The organism is Paenibacillus marinisediminis, assembly GCF_054343325.1.
Genome location: NZ_JBTGUH010000001.1, coordinates 1225640 through 1247620 on the forward strand (window position 1 = coordinate 1225640; position 21981 = coordinate 1247620).

The following is a 21981-nucleotide window of genomic DNA, read 5'->3' on the forward strand; positions in this document are numbered from 1 at the left end:
GATCGTGCTATAGTCTAGCGAACCGCACAGCGGTTCGGGCCGATCTCCATCTCTCGCTGCTCATCTTCAGTCGGCGTCATTCTGCCCATATTCGTCTTGCGAATCTCTTGATAAGCATGTGGCTGCGGCGGCAAATGGTTTGTCACCAGGTCGATGAACTCTTCCTCATCCCCAATATTCAGGCCATGGTTCTCGGCAAACAAGGTGCCTAACTTCTTCGAGACGCTGCCGTCCTCATTAAGCTCCTCCACGATCATGAAATGAGCAGGCATCACGATCAGTTCCGAGGACAGCTCTCTGTAGCGTTTGTACAGCGTTTCTCTTAGATCGCCTACCCAATCCTCAGCCAAGCCAGCCAAGTCTGGTCTGCCGATCGAGTCGATGAAGAGAATATCGCCAGACATCAGGTATTTCTGATCTACAATAAAGGATGTGGATCCAATCGTATGCCCCGGTGAATATACAGCGTTGATATCAATCGTCGTATGACCAATCTTCACTTCAACGCCGTCTTCCAGCGCCTCATATTCAAATACCACTTCACCCGCATCTTTTGGCGGGAGCCAGTAAATCGCATTTGTCAGCTCAGCAATCTTCCGCCCGCCCGAGATATGATCCGCATGAAGATGTGTGTCGAATACATGCTTGATCACAGCGCCCTTCTCATTTGCAAAATGAATAAATTCATCTGTCATACGAGTCGCATCAATGATCGCTGCTTCGCCATCGGAGATGATCATATAAGATAGACATCCTTTACCGATTCGCACAAATTGATACAGCTCGCCGCCGTTTGTCAGATCGCCAGCCTTAATAGGCTCCAGATGTTCACTCCATGCCTTCATACCGCCCACGAGATAGGACACTTCCATCCCCTGCTCAGCCAGCATATCTGCTACCATGATCGAAGAGCCCTCTTTCGCGCAAACTACGAGCACTTCTTTATCCTGCGGAAGCTGATCCATGATGCTATCTACTCCATCCAACAGTTCAAAATAAGGAATGTTAAGATGACCGATATTTGCGCCTTCAATCTTCCAATCGCTGAAGTCCGCTTCATTGCGAACGTCCAAGATGAACAAGTCTGCCTTGTTTATCACCTTCATCGCTACATCATGAGCTGTCATTGGGATTACTGCCATTATCAGATACCCCCTATGGTATATAATAGATTAAAATTTTTTCTGCGGCAAATGTTTTATCCGTTAAGTCCGACAGTTGTTCCCGTCCATTGACTCATTCCAGGCACCACGTTGTATACGTTGTTGTACCCTTTCACTGCCAGCTTCTGCGACGCCATATCACTGCGATTGCCGGTACGGCACACGATGTAGATCTCATCCTCTGGATTCAGCTCTTGAAGCCGATCGTCTAACTCGCCAAGCGGGATGGAGATCGCACTCGGAATATGATTGAATGCATATTCTGCCGGTTCTCTTACATCCAGCACGACGATATTCGCATTGGCCTCCAGCTTCGCTGCAAGCAGATCATTGTCGATGACCGCTTCATGCTTGCGCTCAACAGCCTCGTCACCCGATGACTTTCGCAAATAATGCTTCAGAACCGCTCCTTCCTCCAACGTGCCCAGGTATTGATGGCCCGCGCTCTTCGCCCATGCCTGAATATCAGCCTTCGAGCCTCGGTCCGTTGCTTGCACCTCAAGCACTTGCCCCGCTTCCAGCTCGTTCATCATCTTCTTCGTTCGTACGATTGGCATCGGGCACGCTAACCCTTTCGCGTCCAGCGTGACGTTGGCTTTCCATACATCCATCATTCTGCCTCCTGTTATATAACCTTTATCGCTTAACTCGTGATTACGACCAAGCGCTCATGCCGCCTTTAACATTCGTGACATGCTCATATCCCAGCTTCTTCAAGGCTTTACACGCTTTATTGCTTCTCATCCCGCTCTGACAGATCACGACTACTTCAGCATCCTTCGACAGCTGGGTCGGCGCCTTCGAGTCAAGCTCGTTTAGCGGAATATTCTTGAATCCATTAATATGGCTGTTCTTGAATTCTCCCGGTGTGCGGACATCCACGAATTGCTTGCTCTTGTCCTTCAGCTCCTGCTTCAAGTCAGCAGTTGTAATCTGCTTCACTCCCTTGGTCGGCAGCATGCGGTACACGATGAAGCCAACCAACAGCGCAAGGATCAGGATGTTAAGGTAGTTCATATATTTCCTCCTCTGAGTATTTAGAAATCATATTTTTTGCATACCCTATAGGGTATAATTCTTGTAAAAAAAGAACGGTTAACAGCTTCCTGATTACATATCATATAATATACCCTATAGGGTATATAGTCAACACTTTAATTAAGCAAAATTAAAATGAAAGACCGACCTTCATCAAGAAGATCGGTCAAGTTCACTTGCATAACGGCTATTATTTTTTATCGTCGATCATGCATGCGCCATCCGTGCACACGCCGCCATCTCCAGAGGCTGTATTCATAACCGTGATCGGATTCGCTTCATGCCATGCCTTCTCCAGCACTTCCAAGAACATATGCGCCGGCTGTGCTCCAGATACGGCATACTTGCGGTCAATGACGAAGAACGGTACACCTTGAACACCTATGTTTCGTGCTTCGCGCTCATCTGCGCGTACTTCTTGAGTATATTCATCACTTGCCAGTACGGCAGCGACCGCTTCAGGATCAAGCCCTGCTTCTTGCGCAATGGCCACTAGTGTAGAGTGATCACCCAGATGCTTCGAATCCGTAAAGTAAGCCTTAAATAAGGCTTCAACTGTCTCCTTGCCCTTGCCGTTAGCCATCCCATAATACATAAGACGATGAGCGTCGAATGTGTTCGTTAAGATCAGCTCATCCAGGTGATACTCCAAGCCTTCACCTGCCGCCGACTGCGTGAGCTGTCTATTATTCGCTTTCGCCTGCTCAATGCTCATGCCATACTTAGCCGCGAGCATGGCGTTCACATCCTGATCCGTATCCTTAGGCGCATTCGGATCCAATTCAAAGCTGCGGAAGACCACATTGATTTGATCCTTGTGAGCGAACTGCTGCAATGCCGTTTCTAAGCGGCGCTTACCTATATAGCAAAATGGACAAGCATAATCTGACCATATTTCTACATTCATGTTGAACCCTCCATATCGGAATTTAACTGACAAGGATATTATATTTCATTAACTGATACTATACAAGTAACAGTTAAGATTAGACTGAATCTTCCGCTCCCATTAGATCCGCGATGCTGAATTGCCGCAAATATTCAATCGTCTGCCGCTCGGCTTCAAGCATTATTTTATCTAATACCAGATCGAGCTGTTTGCCCGCTTCGCCGCAATCCACTTCTACTGCAGACTCTGCGCAGTCATTCTTCATCGCCAAATACACGTCCGCCAACTTAATCTGGTCAGGTGCTATCTTCAATGTATACCCGCCGTCCCGGCCTTCCTTTGCATCGACGATTCCCGCATTCGCCAGTTGAGCCAACACCCTGCGCAGAAAGGCGGCGTGTGATTTCACTTGCTCTGCTATTGCCGCGCTTGAACATTTACATTCACTTTGTGTTAACCACACGAGCGCATGCACAGCGATTGCGAATCTCGGCGGGCCGATGCACAGCGCTTTACTTTTCGTATTCAAAGCCCTGCCTCCTTATGGTTCCTTCATTATGACCGTATTATAGCATGAAGCCGATTGAGAGACGTGTTTCTGTACGCTGCACCGACCTATTTTCGAATAATTAGCGACTTTCTCCTCTATTTCTTGCTTTACATCCGAATTTACTTTTATATAGACAGTGGGCATCGCTTAAACTTGATGGTTATTGCCTAGATATGCGGGATTTACAAGTTGAACATTAATTTGCTTGTTCATGGCAAATACTATGCCTGTTGCCGCATTCAAGCCATGTCCTCACAACATTAGACTGTAACATTACATACAGAATGAGGTTGATTCATGAATAACATTATTAAATCGCTTCTTAATCGGATGGTCATCGTCGGCACGCTGTTAGTTATTCAATTGGTTGTACTGTTAGTAATCATTTGGAAATTCAGCAGTTATTTCGTTTACTTCTACTTTGCGTTTGTGGTGATCAGCTTAATGGTCGTATTGTGGATCGTTAATAACAAGTCCAATCCTGCTTATAAGCTGGCTTGGATTATCCCTATCTTACTCTTTCCCGTGTTTGGCGGACTATTCTATCTGATGTTCGGCAATAAGAAGATCAGCAAACGCACGGCGCGCAGGATGAGCAGTATATACCATAAGACCTTGCGTGTTATACAGCAGGATCAAGACGTAATGGATGAGATCATCGCGCTGGACAAGAGTGTTGCGAAACAAGCGACTTACATTCATTCCGCATCGTCTTATCCGATCTATAAGAATACGACCTCCGAGTTTCTTTCTTCTGGAGAAATCAAGTTCGAGCGCTTGAAAGAGGAGCTTCTGAAGGCAGAGCACTATATCTTTCTGGAGTATTTCATTGTACAGGAAGGCTTGATGTGGAACAGCATCCTGGACATCTTGATTGAGAAAGTGAAACAAGGTGTCGACGTTCGCTTCATATACGACGATGTAGGATGTCTGAAGACGTTGCCCTATAACTATGACAAGCAGCTTGAGAAATTAGGAATCAAGTGCAAGGTGTTCAATCCGTTTATCCCGGTTCTGACTACGAGGCTCAACAATCGCGATCACCGCAAGATCATCGTCATTGACGGCCACACGGCCTTCACTGGCGGGATTAACCTAGCGGATGAATACATCAATGCGTATGTCCGCTTCGGGCATTGGAAAGATACAGCGATTATGCTGAAGGGTGAGGCGGTATGGAACTTTACCGTGATGTTTTTAACGATGTGGGATTTCCTAAACGATACCGATGAGGATTACGAGGAATACAGACCCCATCATTATCATACGGCTAGCTTCTCCAGCGACGGATACGTAATGCCTTATGGGGATAGTCCTCTAGACGATGAAGTCGTCGGCGAGAATGTATACATCAACATGATCAATCGGGCTAAAGATTACATTTACATTAATACCCCCTACCTCATCGTGGATAACGAAACGGTAACGGCTCTATGCTTGGCTGCCAAGAGCGGTATTGATGTTCGCATCGTAACACCGCATATTCCGGATAAATGGTATGTACACATGGTAACGCGCGCTTATTATCCGACACTGATCGAGAATGGCGTTACGATATACGAATACACGCCAGGCTTTATCCATGCGAAGAGCTTCGTTGTTGACGATGAGCTTGCCATCATCGGTACGATTAATCTGGATTATCGCAGTCTCTATCTGCACTTCGAATGTGCGACATGGCTGTACCGATCGAGCACCGTGTTAGCGATGAAGGAGGATTTCCTAGCAACACTGGATAATTGCCACCAGATTACATTGGAAGCCTGCAGAGAGGTCAAATGGCACACTCGTTTCGCACGCTCCATCATGCGCGTATTTGCTCCGCTTATGTAAATGACCGAGCAGCCTATCCCTGTGGGAGTAGGCTGCTTTCTTATTACCCCGATATTATTAAATTCACAATACTGATCTACTATTTCATGGTTAATCACCCATCAAGGTGTTACTATAAAAAATATGGAAAAGGAGGTTTACTAGATGAACTTTATTGATCGCAAGATTCATGACTTGCTGCAATATGCGCCTGATCTGACTGAACCGACCGACCTCGAAACCTTCTGGTCCGCTGTTCTGCAAGAGACGCGTTCCATTCCACTGAATGGCAGCAGGGAGCAAGTGGATACCCCTTTGCTAGGCGTGAAAGCCTACAGCGTCACCTACCAAGGCAATGACGGGACGCCTATTCATGGTGATTATCTGGTTCCGGCATGGCATAACCGAGAATCCTATCCATGCGTTGTGCTGTATCATGGTTACACAGGAAGCAAGGGACTGCCAGAGCATCATGCTGCCTATCTCCTAGCGGGCTTCGCTGTATTCTCCATCGATATTCGCGGACAAGCCGGCGATACCGGCGACCTTACCCCGCTGCATGCAGGAATGACGAGAGGCTGGATCACGAAGGGAATTCGTAATCCGTATGAATGCTATTACAAAGTGATCATTACCGATGCCATTCGCGCCATCGATTGGGTGCGCGAGCAGCCGGAGGTGGATTCCTCACGGATCGGCGTTATTGGCGGAAGTCAAGGCGGCGGACTGGCGCTGGCTGTAAGTGCGATCGGCTGCCGACATGCCTTTGCGGTAGCGGATGTGCCGAATATGTGCCATATGGACTGGGCTATATTTAATACGACAGGCTCTATTACAGAAGCAGCGGATTATGTAGCAAGATATCCTGACCAACTGAATCAGGTGCTGCATACCTTAAGTTATTTCGACAATATGAATCTAGCGAGCCGCATATCCATACCTGTTCTGGTAAGTGTCGGATTCAAGGATACCGTCTGTGCGCCTGAAGCCGTATTCGCTGCCTACAATCGGATCAATTCAGACAAGCGTATCGAGATATATCCGTTTAATGGCCATTACACTGGGGACAAGCATATTCGCAAGACGCTTCATTTCTTGCAGGAGCAAGCGGAAATATAGCGGATGATATACATAGCAAATAGCCTACTCTCATCAATCCGAAACAGAGTAGGCTATTTCTCTTCATGTCGCCGCCCGCTTAAGCAGGCTTAGCATGTAGCTGTCTGTGCGTTCTTTCATCAGCTCGTCGGTTAACCCTTCAAATCCTAGCGCTGTCCATCCGGGATAAACCTCAGGCGTCCCGAACTGCACGTCCATCAAAGATTTGATATCCCAGTAAGGATCATAACAGAACTCCGATCCAGCCAATCGCTCATATGCCGACAGGAAGGCGTCTGCTGTCTCAACGCCATACAGCATGGCGATATTCCATCTGCAGTGGCCAATATCAACACCAGCAGGTCCTTGGCACGAATTGACCCAATCGACGATGCCGCTGACTTGTCCATCAGCCCACAGCACATTGGTAGGGTGATAGTCTCTATGTATGAAGCATTGCTTCACTGACGGATGCGGCCCCTTGGCAATGTTGACGACTCTGCCCCATTGCTCTGGATAATCGGACCATGTTGGGATCTCATATGAAGCTGGATCCATATAGCTTCGGTATTTCCATGGAAAGCTATCAGCACTCACTTTATGAATCTGTACAAGAGATCGAGCTAGGCCATTCAGCCACGCCTCCATATCAGGAGGAGTAAGCACAACTGATCCATTCAGCTTGGTCATGAGCACTGCGGGCATTCCGCACTTGCTTCCGTCCTCATCAAACGCAATGATTTGCGGGGTCTCAGCATCCACATGTGACGCTAAACGCAGACATTCAGCTTCATGCCGAGCCAGATCCGGCTCATTCCGCACCCATTCCGCGTTATCAAACAATCGCAAGACAACTTCCTTATCCGCATGCTTCGTTTGCAGCGAAATGCTGCACACAATAGACGATATTCCGCCTTGCATGCGATGAATCGACTGAATCGTGGCTTCAGGATCAACGGACTCGATAACCCATTCCAATACACGATCTGGCAGTATTGACATGGTGCACACTCACTCCCCATTTTCCAATCGGATGATTATCCTTACAGTATAATAGATCTGCGACAATATTTTACGATTAATAGGGTATGCTGTACTATTTCCCCGGAAATGAGAGAAAATACTATTTTTTATGTTTCATAAGCTTTCGGTAGAGTGCGAAATTAGGATGGACCGACCACTCTTGCTGTCATCATCGACTTGACGACTCGTTTATCGTTGCAGTACACCTCTACTTCGACCTTGCAGGATCGGCGGCTAGACTCGATGATCGTCGGTACGAAATCCACAATGCTGTCAATCTCGATTGGCGCTAGATAATAAGACGAAGTATGATCGATGAGCAGGTCACCCTTGCGCAGATCCCTCACCGTTCTGGTGACGACTTGAAGAATCATGCTAGAGATCGTCCCCTCTGACAGGTTGCCGATATGGTTGCTCATCTGCGCTGTAATTCGGGTGCGGAAAAATAATCTGCCTTCCTCGTCTCTCAATACCTCGAATGATCCGCCGATCTGATCATCAAACGTTTCTCCGTTCTGCGGCTGCATTTGTGCCTGCTGCATCGCCTTCAGCACATCCTTGCGGCTAATAATGCCGACAAGCTGCTGATTCTCATCGATCACGGGCAGAAGTTCAATCTCTTCCCACACCATCATATGTCCTGCTGTAGCTATCGAAGTCTGCGTTGAGACGGTCAACGGTTGGCGCGTCATTAATTTGTCGATCGTTTGATCCGGAGCTCCCCCGATCACGTCCTTCGCTGTAATCATGCCAATCGGCCGATTGGCTTCATCAACGACCGGAAAGCGATTATAATTCGTTTCCTCTATTAATAACATATATTGCTCCACCGTGTTGAACTCTCGCATCGTGATGATCGGTTCATCCTCACGAATAATATGCTTAACGAGCATAATCTGCTTCTTGATCATTCGATCATCGATCGCGCGATTAATGAGTGCAGCCGTTGTAAACGTATCGTAGCTGCAGCGAATGACGGGTAGCTGGAGCTCATTGGCCATTGCCACAACCTCTGGAGTTGTATCGAAGCCCCCAGTGATCAATACACCGGCGCCTAATGTCAGCGCGCTCTCGTGTGCCTTAATCCGATTGCCTACAATTAATAGATTGCCGGGTTCAATATAGCGAATCATCGCATCCAGCTGCATAGCGCCGATTACAAATTTGTTCAATGACTTATGCAAGCCTGCTTGTCCGCCTAGCACCTCACCGCCTACTAACATGGCGATTTCCTCAAATGTCAGCTTATCGATCTGCTCGTGCTGCTTCTTCTCGATCCGTATCGTGCCCGTCCGCTCTTTCGTATGTACAATTCCCCGGTTCTCCGCATCCTTAATGGCCCGATATGCTGTGCCATCACTAACATCCAGCGCTTGGGCGATCTTGCGAACGGATATCCGAGCTCCTACACTGAGTTCCTCTATATATTGAATGATCTGCTCGTGCTTGGTCGTAAACTCTTGTGAATCCATGCTTCTATCAACCCCTTTCACGCTGTTTGCTGCTTCATTAAAGCTATTGTAATACACTGTATATAAAATTAATACTATTGATCAAATGAACAATTATACGTAAAACAAGCCCAGCTTCATCCGCATCGATGCGAATGAAACTAGGCTTGTTATTGGCTGACCAAGTCTCACGTTATGTGGTTGTTCCCTTGTGCCTTACGCCCTTGATTCGAAGAATGAATAATATAATTCCAGATATACGGGGGATAGAGGATATGCGGCTGTTTCCAAGCATGTTACACACACCTGCTGAGCTTCTGAATTATACCTAGCAGAAGATTGGGGCTCTCCACATTCATCACAGCCATTGAGAACTGCAGTCTTCATACTCGTTAACGTGTTGGAAACCATATTGATACGCCTCCTCGATTCTTTAAACGATTAGTTTAAATGCGCATACCCCTGATTAGTTAAAAAGGATTCAAACTGTTCTGCAATCGTCATGTCACGAAACAAGCTGCTGGCCAGCTCAAACTTGCTCTCCCTATAGCGCTGCTCGCCCATCTGCTCCCTGATCTTGTACAGTTCCTCGTCCATGATCGTATCGAACAGTTCCTTCGTCACTTTGCGGCCATCCTCAAGTATTCCCTTCGGATGTCGGATCCACTGCCAGAGCTGGGCTCTGGATATTTCCGCTGTCGCTACATCCTCCATCAGATTGTTGATCGGCACAGCCCCAAAGCCGCGCAGCCAAGCTTCCAAATATTGAACGCCTACCGACGCATTCATTCGTACTCCCGCTTCGGTGATCGCACCGAGCGGAATCTCTAAGAGCTGCTCGGCCGTGATGTGTGTCTCATCAAGCTGGCGATTCACCTGATTCGCCGCTGGCATATGGGTGTCGAACGCCGCCATCGCGATCGGAACGAGCGCAGGGTGCGCTACCCATGTGCCGTCATGGCCGTTGCGAGCCTCGCGCAGCTTATCCTGCCGCACCTTCTCCATGGCGGCTTCATTAGCCTGCGCGTCATGCTTCACCGGAATCTGCGCCGCCATTCCGCCGATACAGTGCGCGCCGCGCTTATGGCAGGTCTTGATCGCGAGCAGGGAATAGGCCGTCATAAACGGCGATTCCATCGTAACGACGCTGCGATCGGGCAGTATGACGTCCGGTTGATTGCGCAGCTTCTTAATATAGCTGAAGATATAATCCCAACGTCCACAGTTCAAGCCTGCGATATGATCGCGCAGCTCATACAGGATCTCATCCATTTCAAATGCAGCCAAGATCGTTTCGATCAGCACAGTGGCTTTGATCGTACCCACTGGGAGATTCATTTCCTGCTGTGCAAATACAAACACATCATTCCATAGACGCGCTTCCAGATGGCTCTCTAGCTTAGGAAGATAGAAGTAAGGGCCGCTTCCTTGACGCTGCAGCGTCTTAGCATTATGGAAGAAGTACAGCCCGAAGTCGAACAAGCTGGCAGAGATCGGTTCACCATCTAAGAGTACATGCTTCTCTACCATATGCCATCCACGGGGACGAACTTTGACAACCGCCCTGGTCTCGTTCAGCGAATAGACCTTGCCTTCTGGGCTTGTGTAGCTGATCGTTCCGCGGATCGCATCTCGAAGATTAATCTGTCCTTCGATCGTGTTCGCCCAAGTTGGAGAATTCGCATCTTCGAGATCCGCCATATAGACGCGAGCGCCTGAATTGAGCGCATTGATGACCATCTTCCGATCACCGGAAGGTCCGGTGATCTCTACCCGCCGATCCTGCAGATCTTGAGGCACCGGCGCGATGGACCACGCACTGTCACGGATCAGTGCCGTTTCAGGCAAGAAATCCGGTAAATAGCCATTATCAATACGGCGCTGCCGTTCTTCGCGCACTTCCATCAGTAACCGGCGGCGCTGTCCGAAGGCTTGCTCGAGCTTCAGTACGAAGGATAAGGCTTCTTCCGTCAGAATCTCGTTATAGGTTTCATCTTTTATTTCGCCTGACAGTGTCAGGGTGCGTGAATGATTCGGAATCGTCATATATACATTCCTTTCCCGATTAGCTTCTCTACTAGAATGAAAATTGATCCTGCTCCGTCGACCCCGCATATGCGATCGTCGATGCGGTTCCCCCAGCGATAATCTGAGTTACTTCATCGAAGTACCCTGTGCCAACCTCGCGCTGATGGCGAGTCGCTTCATAGCCTTGAGCCTCCAGCTCGAATTCTGCCTGTTGAAGCTCTGCGTAAGCTGCCATTCCTCGCTCTTGATAGCCCTTCGCGAGCGAGAACATGCTGTAGTTCAGCGCATGGAATCCAGCGAGCGTCACGAACTGGAACTTATAGCCCATCGCGGCGAGCTCCTGTTGGAAGCTTGCGATCTCCTCATCGCTCAGCTTCTTCTTCCAATTGAAGGACGGCGAGCAATTGTAGGCCAGCAGCTTGCCTGGGAATTTCTTATGAATCGCTTTCGCGAATCGTCTTGCTTCTTCAATGTTAGGCTCTGATGTTTCACACCAGATGAGATCCGCGTATGGCGCATAGGCAAGGCCTCGGGATATGGCTTGATCCAAGCCTTCTTGTACGTAGAAGAAGCCTTCCGGCGAACGCTCACCAGTCAAGAATGGCTGGTCGTTGTCATCTATATCGCTGGTAAGCAGGCGAGCGGCATTCGCATCTGTTCTTGCAATCAGGATGGTATCTACCCCCATCACATCGGCTGCAAGCCGAGCCGCAATCAGGTTGCGCACCGCCTGACTTGTTGGAAGCAGCACTTTGCCGCCCAGATGACCGCATTTTTTCTCAGAGGATAATTGATCTTCAAAATGCACACCAGAAGCCCCCGCTTCAATCATCGCCTTCATCAGCTCGAATACGTTCAAGGGACCGCCGAAGCCAGCTTCGGCATCCGCAATGATCGGTGCAAAGAAGTCGATATCTCCCTTGCCCTCCGCATGCTGAATCTGATCCGCGCGCTGCAGCGCCTGATTGACTCGCTTTACCACCTGCGGCACACTGTTAGCTGGATACAAGCTCTGGTCTGGGTACATATGCCCCGCCAAGTTCGCATCCGCAGCCACCTGCCATCCGCTGAGATATATCGCCTTCAGACCTGCCTTAACCTGCTGTACAGCCTGATTGCCGGTCAGAGCGCCCAATGCATGCACATAATCCTCGGTGTGAAGCTGCTCCCACAAACGCTCCGCGCCTCGTTGTGCCAGCGTGTACTCCACCTTCAAGGAGCCTCGCAAACGAATAACGTCTTCCGCACGATACGGTCGAATGATGCCTTCATAACGATTCGCATCCCATTTGTCATGCAGCTCTTCAATCTCGCGTTCCCACTGTTGATTCTTCACTGTACGGTTCCCCCTATTGGCTCATGGTTATTAGTAACTTGTATGATGTCAGTTATTGATTAGCTGTGCTGCTCGAGGTATCCCGTTCCCGAGCATCTGAAGCATGATGTAAATGCGGTGCCGTTGCAGTCCTGGCACTCGCCTTCGTTTGTATGAGGCAAATCATTGGAACAATGGAAGCATTCGATCTCGCCATTTCCGCCACAAGTTGGACAATCCATGTGATCACCACCCATAACTGTTATATAACACTTTCCTTATTATGGATGTATTGTATAACATAAATTGGAACTGTTCAATACTGTTTTGTTAAAATTTTTCTGTTATATAACAAAAATTTGTGTGGTGCGGGAGCGGCGCTTGGGGTGCCTTGGCAGCGATCGTGCGAGGATGTGGGCGGTGGCGGGGCCGAGGCGCGGGGGGCGGAGCCAGGGGCGCCGAGGCGGTGCGGCGTTAACGCGGTTTTTCCCCGTTACAGCGCCGAGGCGGCTCTCTCGGCGCATCCCTAACGGGGAAATACCCGCTTACAGTGGCTCGCCAGCACGCATGCCGGGCCGCAGCGCGGCGTTAACGTGGTATTTCCCCGTTACAGCACGGAGGCGGCTCTCTCGTCGCTACCCTAACGGGGAAATACCCGCTTACAGCGCCTCGCCAGCATGCATGCCAGGCCGTTGCGCGGCGTTAACGCGGTTTTTCCCCGTTACAGCACGGAGGCGGCTCCCTCGCAGCACCCCTAACGGGGAAATACCCGCTTACAGTGGCTCGCCAGCATGCATGCGAGGCAGAGCCGCCGCGTTAACGCGGTTTTTCCCCGTTACAGCACGAGGCGGCGCTCTCGTCGCACCCCTAACGGGGAAATTCCCGCTTACAGTGGCTCGCCAGCATGCAAGCCAAGGCCGGCGCGTCGCGTTAACGCGGTTTTTCCCCGTTACAGCGCCGAAGCTACGCTCTCGCCGCACCCCTAACGGGGAAATACCCGCTTACAGTGGCTCGCCAGCATGCATGCGAGGCAGAGCCGCCTCGTTAACGCGGTTTTTCCCCGTTACAGCGCCGAGGCGACGCTCTCGACGCACCCCTAACGGGGAATTACCCGCTTACAGCGCCTCACCAGCATGCAAGCCAAGGCCGGCGCGCCGCGTTAACGCGGTTTTTCCCCGTTACAGCGCCGAACGGCCGCCCTCGTCGCACCCCTAACGGGGAAATTCCCGCTTACAGGCACCTCGCCAGCATGCATGCGAGGCAGAGCCGCCGCGTTAACGCGGTTTTTCCCCGTTACAGCACCAAACGCCCACCTAACAGTTAATTCCACTGTGAGAAACGTGCGGTGAATGTCTATAATAAGAAGCATGAACATATAAGGAGACAACCATCATGAAAAAGAAAAGGCTGTATATCTTAAGCGGTATCTTGCTCGTATGTATCGCGGTCGTTTGGTTCTTGGTTACGAATCTAACCTCAACAAATACCGATTATGTCGTGGATTATATCAATAAGAATCCCGATAAAGTCTCGCTCAGCATCAAGTACAACGATGATACGCTAGTAGACTATAACGCTGATCGGGTCATGCCCCTCGCCAGCGCTGCTCATGTTCTTGTAGCCATTGAATATGCTGAGCAAGCAGCAGAAGGAATTATCTCATCCGATGAATACGTGAAAATATCAGATCTCAATCGCTATTACATTCCTAAGTTCGATGGCGGCGCCCAAGAAGCTTGGATCGAAAGCATGCGTTCCAAAAACTTGGTTAAAGACGAAGCCATTACACTGGAAGAAGTGGCTAAGGGCATGATCCTGTACGGCTCCAATACAAACATGGAATACTTGATGGATCGCCTCGGTCTCGATAAGATCAACGAGAACATCACCTTGCTGGGACTGAAGAATTTCAGCCCGCTGCACTATTTCAACTCCAGTCTGCTCGTTCCTTACGAGCTTGCCGGCAGCAATGCTGATCTAACGGATAAGGTACAGCTCGACGCCGTTACAGAACAGATTCGCAGCATGACTAGCGAAGAGTTCGCTGCATTATCCGAGACCGTGCATCAGCATCTGAAAAATGACAACAGCGGTTCCTATCTCGAATCCAGCAAATTAGAGGATTGGTACAACACGGATCTGGACCGAATCAACTCGGACCGAATGGGAGCTGGGACAACAGCGGATTATGTCATCATTCTGGAGAAGCTCAATAGCAGCGACTATTTCTCCGCTGAAGCTAAGAAACATCTCGAGGCAATCTTGGAGATCGCCATGCAGAACCCAACGAATCAAGAAACATTTGTTCATATGGGAAATATCGGAGGGTATACGCAGTACATTCTGAACAACGCTGTCTACGCTGAGGATAAGAGCGGCAATCGGATAGAGATAGCCTTGTTTATGAACGATGTAAAGGCAACTGACTACAATAACATAATCAAGCGCCTGAACTCCTTCTTCAATGAGATTTTGGTCAATCCCGAATTCCGCAATGAACTGACGAACACATTTACAAAATAGTGCTCATACAATAGAACAGCCGCTATCGCTTCAGGCTATCGATAACCGATAACTTGATGTGACAGCGGCTGTATTTATTATTTACTCTGCTCCAGAAATGCCGCAAATTGCGCCAAGTCCTGAAAGCGATTAATGTTCACCCCGTGCTCGCAGAGATGACTTTCGAGAAGAGAATCCAGATCCTTCACGGCCTCATACAGCGACGCTAGCTGCTGTGGATCGAGGAGAGCGACCAGATCAGGCAGCCCTGCTCTTCGATAAACAGCTTGATAAGCTAAACTCGGGTCCAGTTCACTCGACCAATAACCATTTTCCGCAAAGTATAAAAAACGAGCTATCTCTTCCTGAGCAATAACCGATCCATGGTAAGCTGTGCTATAATCGTTTGCCTCGCAGGCAGTCAGCACCTTATCGAGCATCCCTTTGAACTCTTCATAGATTCCGTTCATTCTGTCGGGATAAGAAGACTCCGTCGTATACGTTTCTTTCTGCTTCAGCAGCAATTCAAGTGTATTCTGTGTCAACTGCTCACACGCTTCCCGTATCTCCTTACTCGACTGAGAGCTCATAATGGTGTCCATAAGCCCTTCTAGATGAGCTGGTTTCATGGGAAAGTTCAAGATTTGCGCCGAGTTCTTCCCCCATGCTTTTGTAAAATAAGTTCCATTTAGCAAGGCAAGACTGTTGAGCACATTCGTCATCGCTCCGTGCGCCTCTATGCGGAAGAGCGTCAGGTTGTCCTCGCGGTTCATGCGGCTTAACTTATATAGATGAACATAAGCATCACGCAGCCGTTCCTCAGCTTTCTCCACCAGCTTCAAGCCTTGTTGAGGTATCTCGCCAATCGTCGTGCGCAGCTTGTTGAATCGCTCGAGGTCAGAATCAGAACGCACGTATAAAATGACACAATCCGCAATGATCGACGTCATCGGCTCTTGGAATGACGCCATCCTCTCCGCCCGCTCCCAGCTAATCGGCCAGAAGTCAAAGCTGATGTCGTCCAGCACAAATTGAATGCTAGCTTCATAGCCACGAGATGTTGCCGGTATGAAGAAGAAGTCTAGATCCGATCGCTTCGTTGCCGTGCCCTGAACATACGATCCATAATACGCGACAAGCGCGACATCCTCCGAATAATGGGACTTGATATGATTCACAAGCGTATCTGCGACTTCCATTACATTTAGCATGATAAAACCTCCTTTGCCTGTCTATTGTCATCATAGCAAAGTCAGCGTCCTTGTAATGGTAAACTATAGTTATACTTGTACTTTACCCTCTCTTAACCGCGATAAGATGAGTAAAGATCGCAATATCCTTGTACGGATGCATCCGACTGATCTCTAATTCCAGCTTCATCATCTGTTCGTGCCAGGCCTCATCCATCTTCCGTTCATTATCGGCAATATAGCCGTATAGATTATGAATCCCGTATGTGCATCTCACATCATATCCGCACGCATCGAGCCACTCCACCAATTGTTCATAAGAATAGAGCGTATAATCCGTCTGTATGATCCCGCTATACTCCTGCTTATTGCCAATACTCGCTAAGGCGTCCTCCGGGTCCTTGTTCACGATCGCTTTCTTCATCAGCTTGGCAGCAGGATTATGAGAGATTAAGGAGAGAATGCCTTCTGCATTCTGCAGCTCACTGATGCTCTGCAGAACTTCATGCGGATCTTCGACATACTCCAGAACATTGTGACAGAAAATGCAGTCATAAGGAGGGTCTACGCTAACTGCCGCAGGAAAGGTACTGTTCATAAAAATGATCTTCAAACCCTCACTAGCCGCATTTTCCTGTGCGATCTGAAGCATGTTCAGAGTCGGCTCGATTCCGGTTACCTTGCACCCTAGTCTCGCGAATTCAATACTTGTAAGGCCAAATCCGCAGCCAATGTCCAAGATCGATCGCTCATAATCAGGTAAATGATCTTGAATCTGATTCCATGCCGACTTATAAAATAGCTGCCCCCAAGGCTTATGGATGTAATCCATATACCTGTCAACAGCCTTCGAAAAGGCGTCAATCTTTGTGCTCATAGCTCCTATTCCTCTCCATATGCTACATTTTCCATGTGAACCAACGGCCATGTCCTTCCGTTTCTGCAATCGTATGCTGAACTTCAATCCCGTCCATGTAGTAATCCAGGTGGAGATTGGCATCCCACATATTATTGTAAAGATGAAACACATCTCTCTCTGCACCCAATCTCTGAATCGTCTGCGTCAATTCGAGCTTCGCGTCATGCGGGATCTGATTCGCGACATGAGTATGGAATATGCATAAGGTATTTTCTTCAGGAATTCTCGATGCAATGGCCGGGAGCAGCTTCACGCCATCGCCTTCTATTAGCTCCAAGTTCCCTTTCTGGATATAGCGGCTAGCCAGCTCCAGATTCGCATTCCGTTCCTGATGTTCAGGCCATATCAGCGCCCTCAGCCATAGATAATCGTCCGGGTTATTTAAGTCATTTACATGCAGATCCAAGCCGATTCTGGTGGTCACAGGCGGACTTTGTTTAAGAAGCAGCGGCGTTCGTTCGCCTTGAATAATGGATCGCATATGCAGCTCCGATTGTTCATTTCCATACACTTCATCTGAATGGTATGAGTAACGGTATTGGTCCCACATCAGTTGAAGACCAGCGCTAGTTCCGATCTCAATTAATGCGAGCGGTTTATGCGTGATGTTGTAGATCGTGCAGAAGCTGGGATATAAGTAGGCGCATCGTCTAACTTCGTTCGTCTGTACAAGCCTTGATTGCAGAATGGATATCAGCTCATAGCTGTACTGGATACAGAAGTCTTTGAAATATGGAAACGCGGAGCTATATTCCCTAGGATTAGATACGATGCTTCCATAGTACTCCCGCAGCTCATGCTTACAGCCTTTTAACAAGAGATAGTGAACTGCCCCTAGCAATAGATTCGGAACAGGCTGACCAGCGCGGGCTTGAGCCGCAATCTGCAGCAGCTCCTCATCATGAGCAATATGAAGGGACAAATATTCATATAACACGCTCGAACCCCTGCACTCCTGATCCGCGAACATCTTGAATCGTTCAGATAGCCGATTTAAAGTCATGATATGACCCTCCCATACTCCATATAAAGTAAGTTTATCAAATGCATGGAACGGCCACATGTTAATATTTCTATCTGATTGATATGGATTCCTTATTAAGGTTGGAAATGTTCATAGCTGATTTTTTGTGCTTGAGCTGTGTGACGATCATGATGCTTATGACTACGAGCAAGAACCACGAACTGATTTTACTTATGTGTACCAGTTTCCATGCTTCATTTTGATCGGGATATTGCCACGCGCCGAAGAAAGTAGCGATATTTTCAGCTATCCATATAAAAAAGCCGATCAAGAAAAAGGAGACAGTCAACGGCATTTTATAAGTCGATTGACGTACTGTAAATTGTACAAAAGTGCGAGAGAACACAATAAATAATAGGAGTGTCAGAAACCAACGAAAATCATGAATAAAATGATGGGTAAAAAAGTTTAAATAGATGGCCACACCAAGTGGTATGCTGAAGATCGATTTGGGCCAGTTATGCATCCTTAAGTCGAATCGGCGCCATGCCTGACAGATATAGCTCGCAACACTTGCATACATAAACCCGCTATATAAAGGGACGCCAAAAACTTTAGTCAAAGCTTCCTCCGGATATGCCCATGAACCGAAATGCACCTTATATATTTCGAGCAACAGTCCAATAAGGTGGAACACACAAATCACCTTGAGTTCGTCTGCTGTTTCTAATTTCGTTTTGTACATTATATATTGGGTAAGGAGACAAATGATTAAGATCAAATCGTATCGATATAATCCAGGTATAGTAATCATCTTGGATAAGGCAAGTGTAGCGAATATGACTACTGGAAATATGCAAGATAAGGCTTGATGATAGGTGAAAAATAAAAAGTTGCGTACTGATTCTATGAGAGAGCACCTCCTTAGTTAAGGGTATAATAACCTATGCATGATTGTTGGTCAACAATTATATATTCTTTATCATTATTTTATTATTGTTTTTCGATAATACATAAACAAAAAAGCAACTATTTAAGATCTCCTCTTAGATAGCTGCCTTTATTGTGTCTGGCGCAATAGGGTACTCCTGGTCATGACCTTGCGAGCAAAAATAACTGCATGATTTCATTTCTGCGCATGGGGACAGTATGGGCATTTGTTCGTATCAGGAAGTTCCTTGTACAGACAGCAGGTGACTCGCTTATATGTCTGCATAGATTCCATCGGAGCTTGTCCATTCAAGAAGCGCTTGAATGGGGAGTGCGCGAGGTTTGGCTTCCAGAGCTCATCCTGCAGCAGGAATCCCAAGTCCTCTTCGGCTTGCTCTCGACTGGATTGTTCCCCCATCAACTGCGTGTACATCCACAGCACGTATCCCCACACATTTTCCCATAGAATCAGTCTAGAAACACCGCCAAAACGATATATGCCATTCACCACCGGATGTCCGTAACGATCCAACAGCTGGCGCAGTGCCTCTGATCGTTCGAGCTCGCGATCTTCAACGAAAGCGTCTCTTGGCACTGTAAATGACATCGTTGTTCCCTCGGCAACCATTCCTATGTCTGCAAGTTCTCCGACGAAACGAATGTGCTGCGTGCTGTACAGTCCAAGCAGGCCTGCAAGCATGAAGCCGTACCATCGAATCCAGATCGAAGCCGCTACGGCATTCGTCGGCGCCCGCATCGCTTGCTTCACCATCGTCAGCAGACGAGAGCTTCCTTCCTCTGTCAAAGCCTCTTGAACTGTCATCACTACGGACTCGCTCGCGGAATGATCAGAGTCTACCACTTGTATTTGAAATCGCTGAATAGCTGCAACCTGTTCGTCCGTCAACCTAAACACTGATGTTCCCTCTCATTTCAGAGGTGATGCAGCGACCATCCTTATGCACATGCTTCATGCTGTAACCCTCTCCTTGTAACCATCATCCGAAATGATAGCCATTCTCACTTAGCTCATCATAGCATATATCGTCGTTTGTGAGAATAATTTTCATTCGGGCGGAAACAAACATGAATATGACAAAACGCGAATTTATTTTACAACATTTCCTTGCATTAGAAATATATATGTGTGACATTTTGATAGGAATAACGTTACTTATATGAGCGGGAAGGGGACAAACATGAGATCAGATGAGCTGGAACATATCTATAAACTCTATTATCGAGACGTCTATCTGTATGCCCTGTCCTTCTGCATGGATGTTCATATCGCAGAGAGCTTAACTAGCGACACCTTCTACAAGGCGCTGATGAGCGTCGAGACTGCCTCTTCCCATATGAAGCAATGGCTGTTCCGCGTCTGTAAACATAACTATATCGATCTCATTCGCAAATCCTGCCGTCACCCTTCTGTCGAGCTTAATGAACACCATTTTGTGGATGATGGTCATGTTCTGGATTCTTATCTGTGCGGTCAACAGCGCAAAACGATCTATAAAGCTATCATTCAACTGGCGAATCCGTATCGAGAGTGTATATTGCTGCACTATTTCTTCGATTATTCGCTGCAGGATATCGCTGAACAGATGGGGGTATCCGCTGGTGCAGTCCGCACGACGCTGTATCGCGCCCGCAAGAAACTGAAAGATCTGCTGAAGGAGGAACTACTATGAATTTCAAGGAAAGCTTCGCTAGATATAGAGCAGGCACAGCTAGCGAGGAAGAAATCGCTTATATTGAAGCGGAGCTAGAGAAGAATGAACTCATCAACGAGTATATGTCTGAGCAGCTGATTCCTCAGTTCGAGCGAGATGATCAGGTTGTCTCTGAATCATTGCCTGATACGACTAGGCTAAAACGTGCGGTTAACCGTAAGTTTGTTAAGATTACCTCGCTGGCTGTCATCCTTGTCATCTTGTCTGGATTAGCTGTGCAATATATCGCGTTGCAGCTGTATGACCGCATGTTCTATAACCCTAATGAAGGCTACGAGAATCAATACGGCTCTGAGCAATTCTTCGTGGACGTCAGTACATTAACTGAGCTCCACTTTCCGGGGTACGTCACCAATCTGGCAATGGCCGAAAGTCTTGGCATGGGAAAATATGATATCCGTATCAATCAAGATAATTACGCCAATCGTTCCCCATATGTGTATACCGATAAGCTCGTTCGCGGAGAGATACCGAATGTGGTTGCTAATTTCTATCGGTTGCCTAGTATTAACACCTTCTATGATGCAGGGGAAATGGAGATTACTTTTGATGACGGGACCGGTCGCAAGTATGAATATCAGAAGCCGGAACACTATCAGGATGAAGTAAATGAGCTGGCTAAGTTGCCACAGTCCAGCTATGTGTCCGCTTATGTTTCCTATAAGAAAGACCTATCGATGGATGAACTTGCGGCATTAATACGCAGATACGAGAACATCTATATTCCATGGGTTGTCGTACGTACAGGCGAACGGGGACAATCACGGATGATGACTGGGTTCGATCCCACGGGCGGCGGTATTATAATAGAGCAGGATATGATTCCAACTGATGAATATCCTTGCTTGGAGCTCTCCTATTGTTCTAAAGACGGAGGAATGGATTATAGCGGCGAGCACATGTCCGAGCATTTCAAGTCGTTGCTGAAGCATCTCTCAAGTCGAAATGACTTCTTGATTGCAATGGGAGAGTACACCACCACCCCCAGTGAGTTGTACAAGCAGAAGCTGGCTTATGTGGAGGAGCATGGGGTAAATGCGTACGGCTTGCTGATCGCAGGCAATGTGTCTGACATCCTCAACTTTCTGCAGCAAGAACAGGTGAACAGTCTCATAGTGGACGATGTGAGAGTGTCTAAATTGTCTCGATAAATGGCATTGCATTGAGTGAAGCTTAGGAACAAGCTATGCGACGTTCATATTGTTGTATTTTATACAACAATATGAACGTCTAACGGTGTAGCTCAGCAGAATTGTTGTACAGAGCTCTTAGGCCCCCTAATTAAACTGGAGTCTTCCTATACAGTGTTTTAAACTGTAGATAAGGGAGATGATTCGGTATGGGAAAGAGACTGAAAGAGGAAGAGCGAATTCAAA

At 47.9% G+C, this 21981-nt stretch carries 19 protein-coding genes; 5 read left to right on the forward strand and 14 right to left on the reverse strand.

What is annotated here, in order from left to right; all coding sequences use genetic code 11:
* Positions 1 to 14 precede the first annotated feature (14 nt).
* The 5 genes from ACXX53_RS05765 to ACXX53_RS05785 form a co-directional block, all read right to left on the reverse strand.
* Complete coding sequence (locus tag ACXX53_RS05765) at positions 15 to 1142, reverse strand: MBL fold metallo-hydrolase (RefSeq protein ID WP_458567618.1); 1128 nt, start codon at positions 1140 to 1142, stop codon at positions 15 to 17.
* Positions 1143 to 1198: 56 nt separating this feature from the next.
* On the reverse strand, positions 1199 to 1774 hold the full coding sequence (locus ACXX53_RS05770) for a sulfurtransferase TusA family protein (protein WP_458567619.1): 576 nt from the start codon (positions 1772 to 1774) through the stop codon (positions 1199 to 1201).
* A 43-nt stretch (positions 1775 to 1817) separates the two neighbouring features.
* The gene (locus ACXX53_RS05775; protein WP_458567620.1) at positions 1818 to 2180 is read right to left on the reverse strand and encodes a rhodanese-like domain-containing protein; all 363 of its coding nucleotides are present in this window, start codon (positions 2178 to 2180) and stop codon (positions 1818 to 1820) included.
* A gap of 211 nt (positions 2181 to 2391) precedes the next feature.
* A complete protein-coding gene (locus ACXX53_RS05780; RefSeq protein WP_458567621.1) occupies positions 2392 to 3108 on the reverse strand; it encodes a DsbA family oxidoreductase in 717 nt (238 codons plus the stop codon).
* Positions 3109 to 3187: 79 nt separating this feature from the next.
* Positions 3188 to 3619 (reverse strand): RrF2 family transcriptional regulator, encoded by a 432-nt coding sequence (locus ACXX53_RS05785; RefSeq protein WP_458567622.1) that lies wholly within the window; start codon positions 3617 to 3619, stop codon positions 3188 to 3190.
* 318 nt (positions 3620 to 3937) lie between these two features.
* Between ACXX53_RS05785 and cls the strand changes: the two genes are divergently transcribed.
* Both cls and ACXX53_RS05795 read left to right on the forward strand, forming a co-directional pair.
* Positions 3938 to 5473: a cardiolipin synthase gene (gene cls, locus ACXX53_RS05790; RefSeq protein ID WP_458567623.1), complete on the forward strand. Its 1536-nt coding sequence runs from the start codon at positions 3938 to 3940 to the stop codon at positions 5471 to 5473.
* A 144-nt stretch (positions 5474 to 5617) separates the two neighbouring features.
* On the forward strand, positions 5618 to 6571 hold the full coding sequence (locus ACXX53_RS05795; RefSeq protein WP_458567624.1) for an acetylxylan esterase: 954 nt from the start codon (positions 5618 to 5620) through the stop codon (positions 6569 to 6571).
* A gap of 63 nt (positions 6572 to 6634) precedes the next feature.
* On the opposite strand, the gene ACXX53_RS05800 is transcribed toward ACXX53_RS05795, so the two are convergent.
* The 4 genes from ACXX53_RS05800 to aceA form a co-directional block, all read right to left on the reverse strand.
* Entirely contained in the window at positions 6635 to 7552 is a 918-nt protein-coding gene (locus tag ACXX53_RS05800) for a phosphotransferase family protein (protein WP_458567625.1), read from the reverse strand.
* Positions 7553 to 7713: 161 nt separating this feature from the next.
* Positions 7714 to 9045 carry a DRTGG domain-containing protein gene (locus ACXX53_RS05805; RefSeq protein WP_458567626.1) on the reverse strand — a complete coding sequence of 444 codons (1332 nt, stop codon included), beginning with the start codon at positions 9043 to 9045 and terminating at the stop codon, positions 7714 to 7716.
* Between the two features lie 420 nt (positions 9046 to 9465).
* Complete coding sequence (gene aceB / locus ACXX53_RS05810) at positions 9466 to 11070, reverse strand: malate synthase A (protein WP_458567627.1); 1605 nt, start codon at positions 11068 to 11070, stop codon at positions 9466 to 9468.
* A gap of 31 nt (positions 11071 to 11101) precedes the next feature.
* Entirely contained in the window at positions 11102 to 12388 is a 1287-nt protein-coding gene (gene aceA, locus ACXX53_RS05815) for an isocitrate lyase (protein ID WP_458567628.1), read from the reverse strand.
* Positions 12389 to 13759: 1371 nt separating this feature from the next.
* Here aceA and ACXX53_RS05820 point away from each other — a divergent pair.
* Complete coding sequence (locus ACXX53_RS05820; RefSeq protein ID WP_458567629.1) at positions 13760 to 14890, forward strand: serine hydrolase; 1131 nt, start codon at positions 13760 to 13762, stop codon at positions 14888 to 14890.
* Between the two features lie 77 nt (positions 14891 to 14967).
* Here ACXX53_RS05820 and ACXX53_RS05825 read toward each other — a convergent pair whose 3' ends face one another.
* The 5 genes from ACXX53_RS05825 to ACXX53_RS05845 form a co-directional block, all read right to left on the reverse strand.
* Positions 14968 to 16080, reverse strand: coding sequence for a nucleotidyltransferase domain-containing protein (locus ACXX53_RS05825; protein WP_458567630.1), 1113 nt, complete (start codon positions 16078 to 16080; stop codon positions 14968 to 14970).
* Between the two features lie 82 nt (positions 16081 to 16162).
* Positions 16163 to 16936, reverse strand: a complete 774-nt coding sequence (locus ACXX53_RS05830; RefSeq protein ID WP_458567631.1) for a class I SAM-dependent methyltransferase — start codon at positions 16934 to 16936, stop codon at positions 16163 to 16165.
* A 22-nt stretch (positions 16937 to 16958) separates the two neighbouring features.
* Complete coding sequence (locus tag ACXX53_RS05835) at positions 16959 to 17984, reverse strand: DUF2332 domain-containing protein (RefSeq protein ID WP_458567693.1); 1026 nt, start codon at positions 17982 to 17984, stop codon at positions 16959 to 16961.
* Positions 17985 to 18051: 67 nt separating this feature from the next.
* Positions 18052 to 18852, reverse strand: a complete 801-nt coding sequence (locus tag ACXX53_RS05840) for a DUF817 domain-containing protein (protein WP_458567694.1) — start codon at positions 18850 to 18852, stop codon at positions 18052 to 18054.
* Between the two features lie 216 nt (positions 18853 to 19068).
* Positions 19069 to 19788, reverse strand: a complete 720-nt coding sequence (locus ACXX53_RS05845) for an IucA/IucC family C-terminal-domain containing protein (protein ID WP_458567632.1) — start codon at positions 19786 to 19788, stop codon at positions 19069 to 19071.
* A 283-nt stretch (positions 19789 to 20071) separates the two neighbouring features.
* Between ACXX53_RS05845 and ACXX53_RS05850 the strand changes: the two genes are divergently transcribed.
* Both ACXX53_RS05850 and ACXX53_RS05855 read left to right on the forward strand, forming a co-directional pair.
* Entirely contained in the window at positions 20072 to 20563 is a 492-nt protein-coding gene (locus ACXX53_RS05850; protein ID WP_458567633.1) for an RNA polymerase sigma factor, read from the forward strand.
* On the forward strand, positions 20560 to 21756 hold the full coding sequence (locus tag ACXX53_RS05855; RefSeq protein ID WP_458567634.1) for an anti sigma factor C-terminal domain-containing protein: 1197 nt from the start codon (positions 20560 to 20562) through the stop codon (positions 21754 to 21756). Before ACXX53_RS05850 ends, ACXX53_RS05855 begins: the two co-directional genes overlap by 4 nt.
* Positions 21757 to 21981: the final 225 nt, after the last annotated feature.

What these genes read in the sequence shown, in the direction of transcription:
- ACXX53_RS05780 (WP_458567621.1), bottom strand. Translation starts at nt 3,108, where the DNA reads ATGAATGTAGAAATATGGTCAGATTATGCTTGTCCATTTTGCTATATA.
- ACXX53_RS05825 (WP_458567630.1), bottom strand. Translation starts at nt 16,080, where the DNA reads ATGCTAAATGTAATGGAAGTCGCAGATACGCTTGTGAATCATATCAAG.
- aceB (WP_458567627.1), bottom strand. Translation starts at nt 11,070, where the DNA reads ATGACGATTCCGAATCATTCACGCACCCTGACACTGTCAGGCGAAATA.
- cls (WP_458567623.1), top strand. Translation starts at nt 3,938, where the DNA reads ATGAATAACATTATTAAATCGCTTCTTAATCGGATGGTCATCGTCGGC.
- ACXX53_RS05805 (WP_458567626.1), bottom strand. Translation starts at nt 9,045, where the DNA reads ATGGATTCACAAGAGTTTACGACCAAGCACGAGCAGATCATTCAATAT.
- ACXX53_RS05855 (WP_458567634.1), top strand. Translation starts at nt 20,560, where the DNA reads ATGAATTTCAAGGAAAGCTTCGCTAGATATAGAGCAGGCACAGCTAGC.
- ACXX53_RS05850 (WP_458567633.1), top strand. Translation starts at nt 20,072, where the DNA reads ATGAGATCAGATGAGCTGGAACATATCTATAAACTCTATTATCGAGAC.
- ACXX53_RS05820 (WP_458567629.1), top strand. Translation starts at nt 13,760, where the DNA reads ATGAAAAAGAAAAGGCTGTATATCTTAAGCGGTATCTTGCTCGTATGT.
- ACXX53_RS05830 (WP_458567631.1), bottom strand. Translation starts at nt 16,936, where the DNA reads ATGAGCACAAAGATTGACGCCTTTTCGAAGGCTGTTGACAGGTATATG.
- ACXX53_RS05770 (WP_458567619.1), bottom strand. Translation starts at nt 1,774, where the DNA reads ATGGATGTATGGAAAGCCAACGTCACGCTGGACGCGAAAGGGTTAGCG.
- ACXX53_RS05800 (WP_458567625.1), bottom strand. Translation starts at nt 7,552, where the DNA reads ATGTCAATACTGCCAGATCGTGTATTGGAATGGGTTATCGAGTCCGTT.
- ACXX53_RS05765 (WP_458567618.1), bottom strand. Translation starts at nt 1,142, where the DNA reads ATGGCAGTAATCCCAATGACAGCTCATGATGTAGCGATGAAGGTGATA.
- ACXX53_RS05795 (WP_458567624.1), top strand. Translation starts at nt 5,618, where the DNA reads ATGAACTTTATTGATCGCAAGATTCATGACTTGCTGCAATATGCGCCT.
- ACXX53_RS05775 (WP_458567620.1), bottom strand. Translation starts at nt 2,180, where the DNA reads ATGAACTACCTTAACATCCTGATCCTTGCGCTGTTGGTTGGCTTCATC.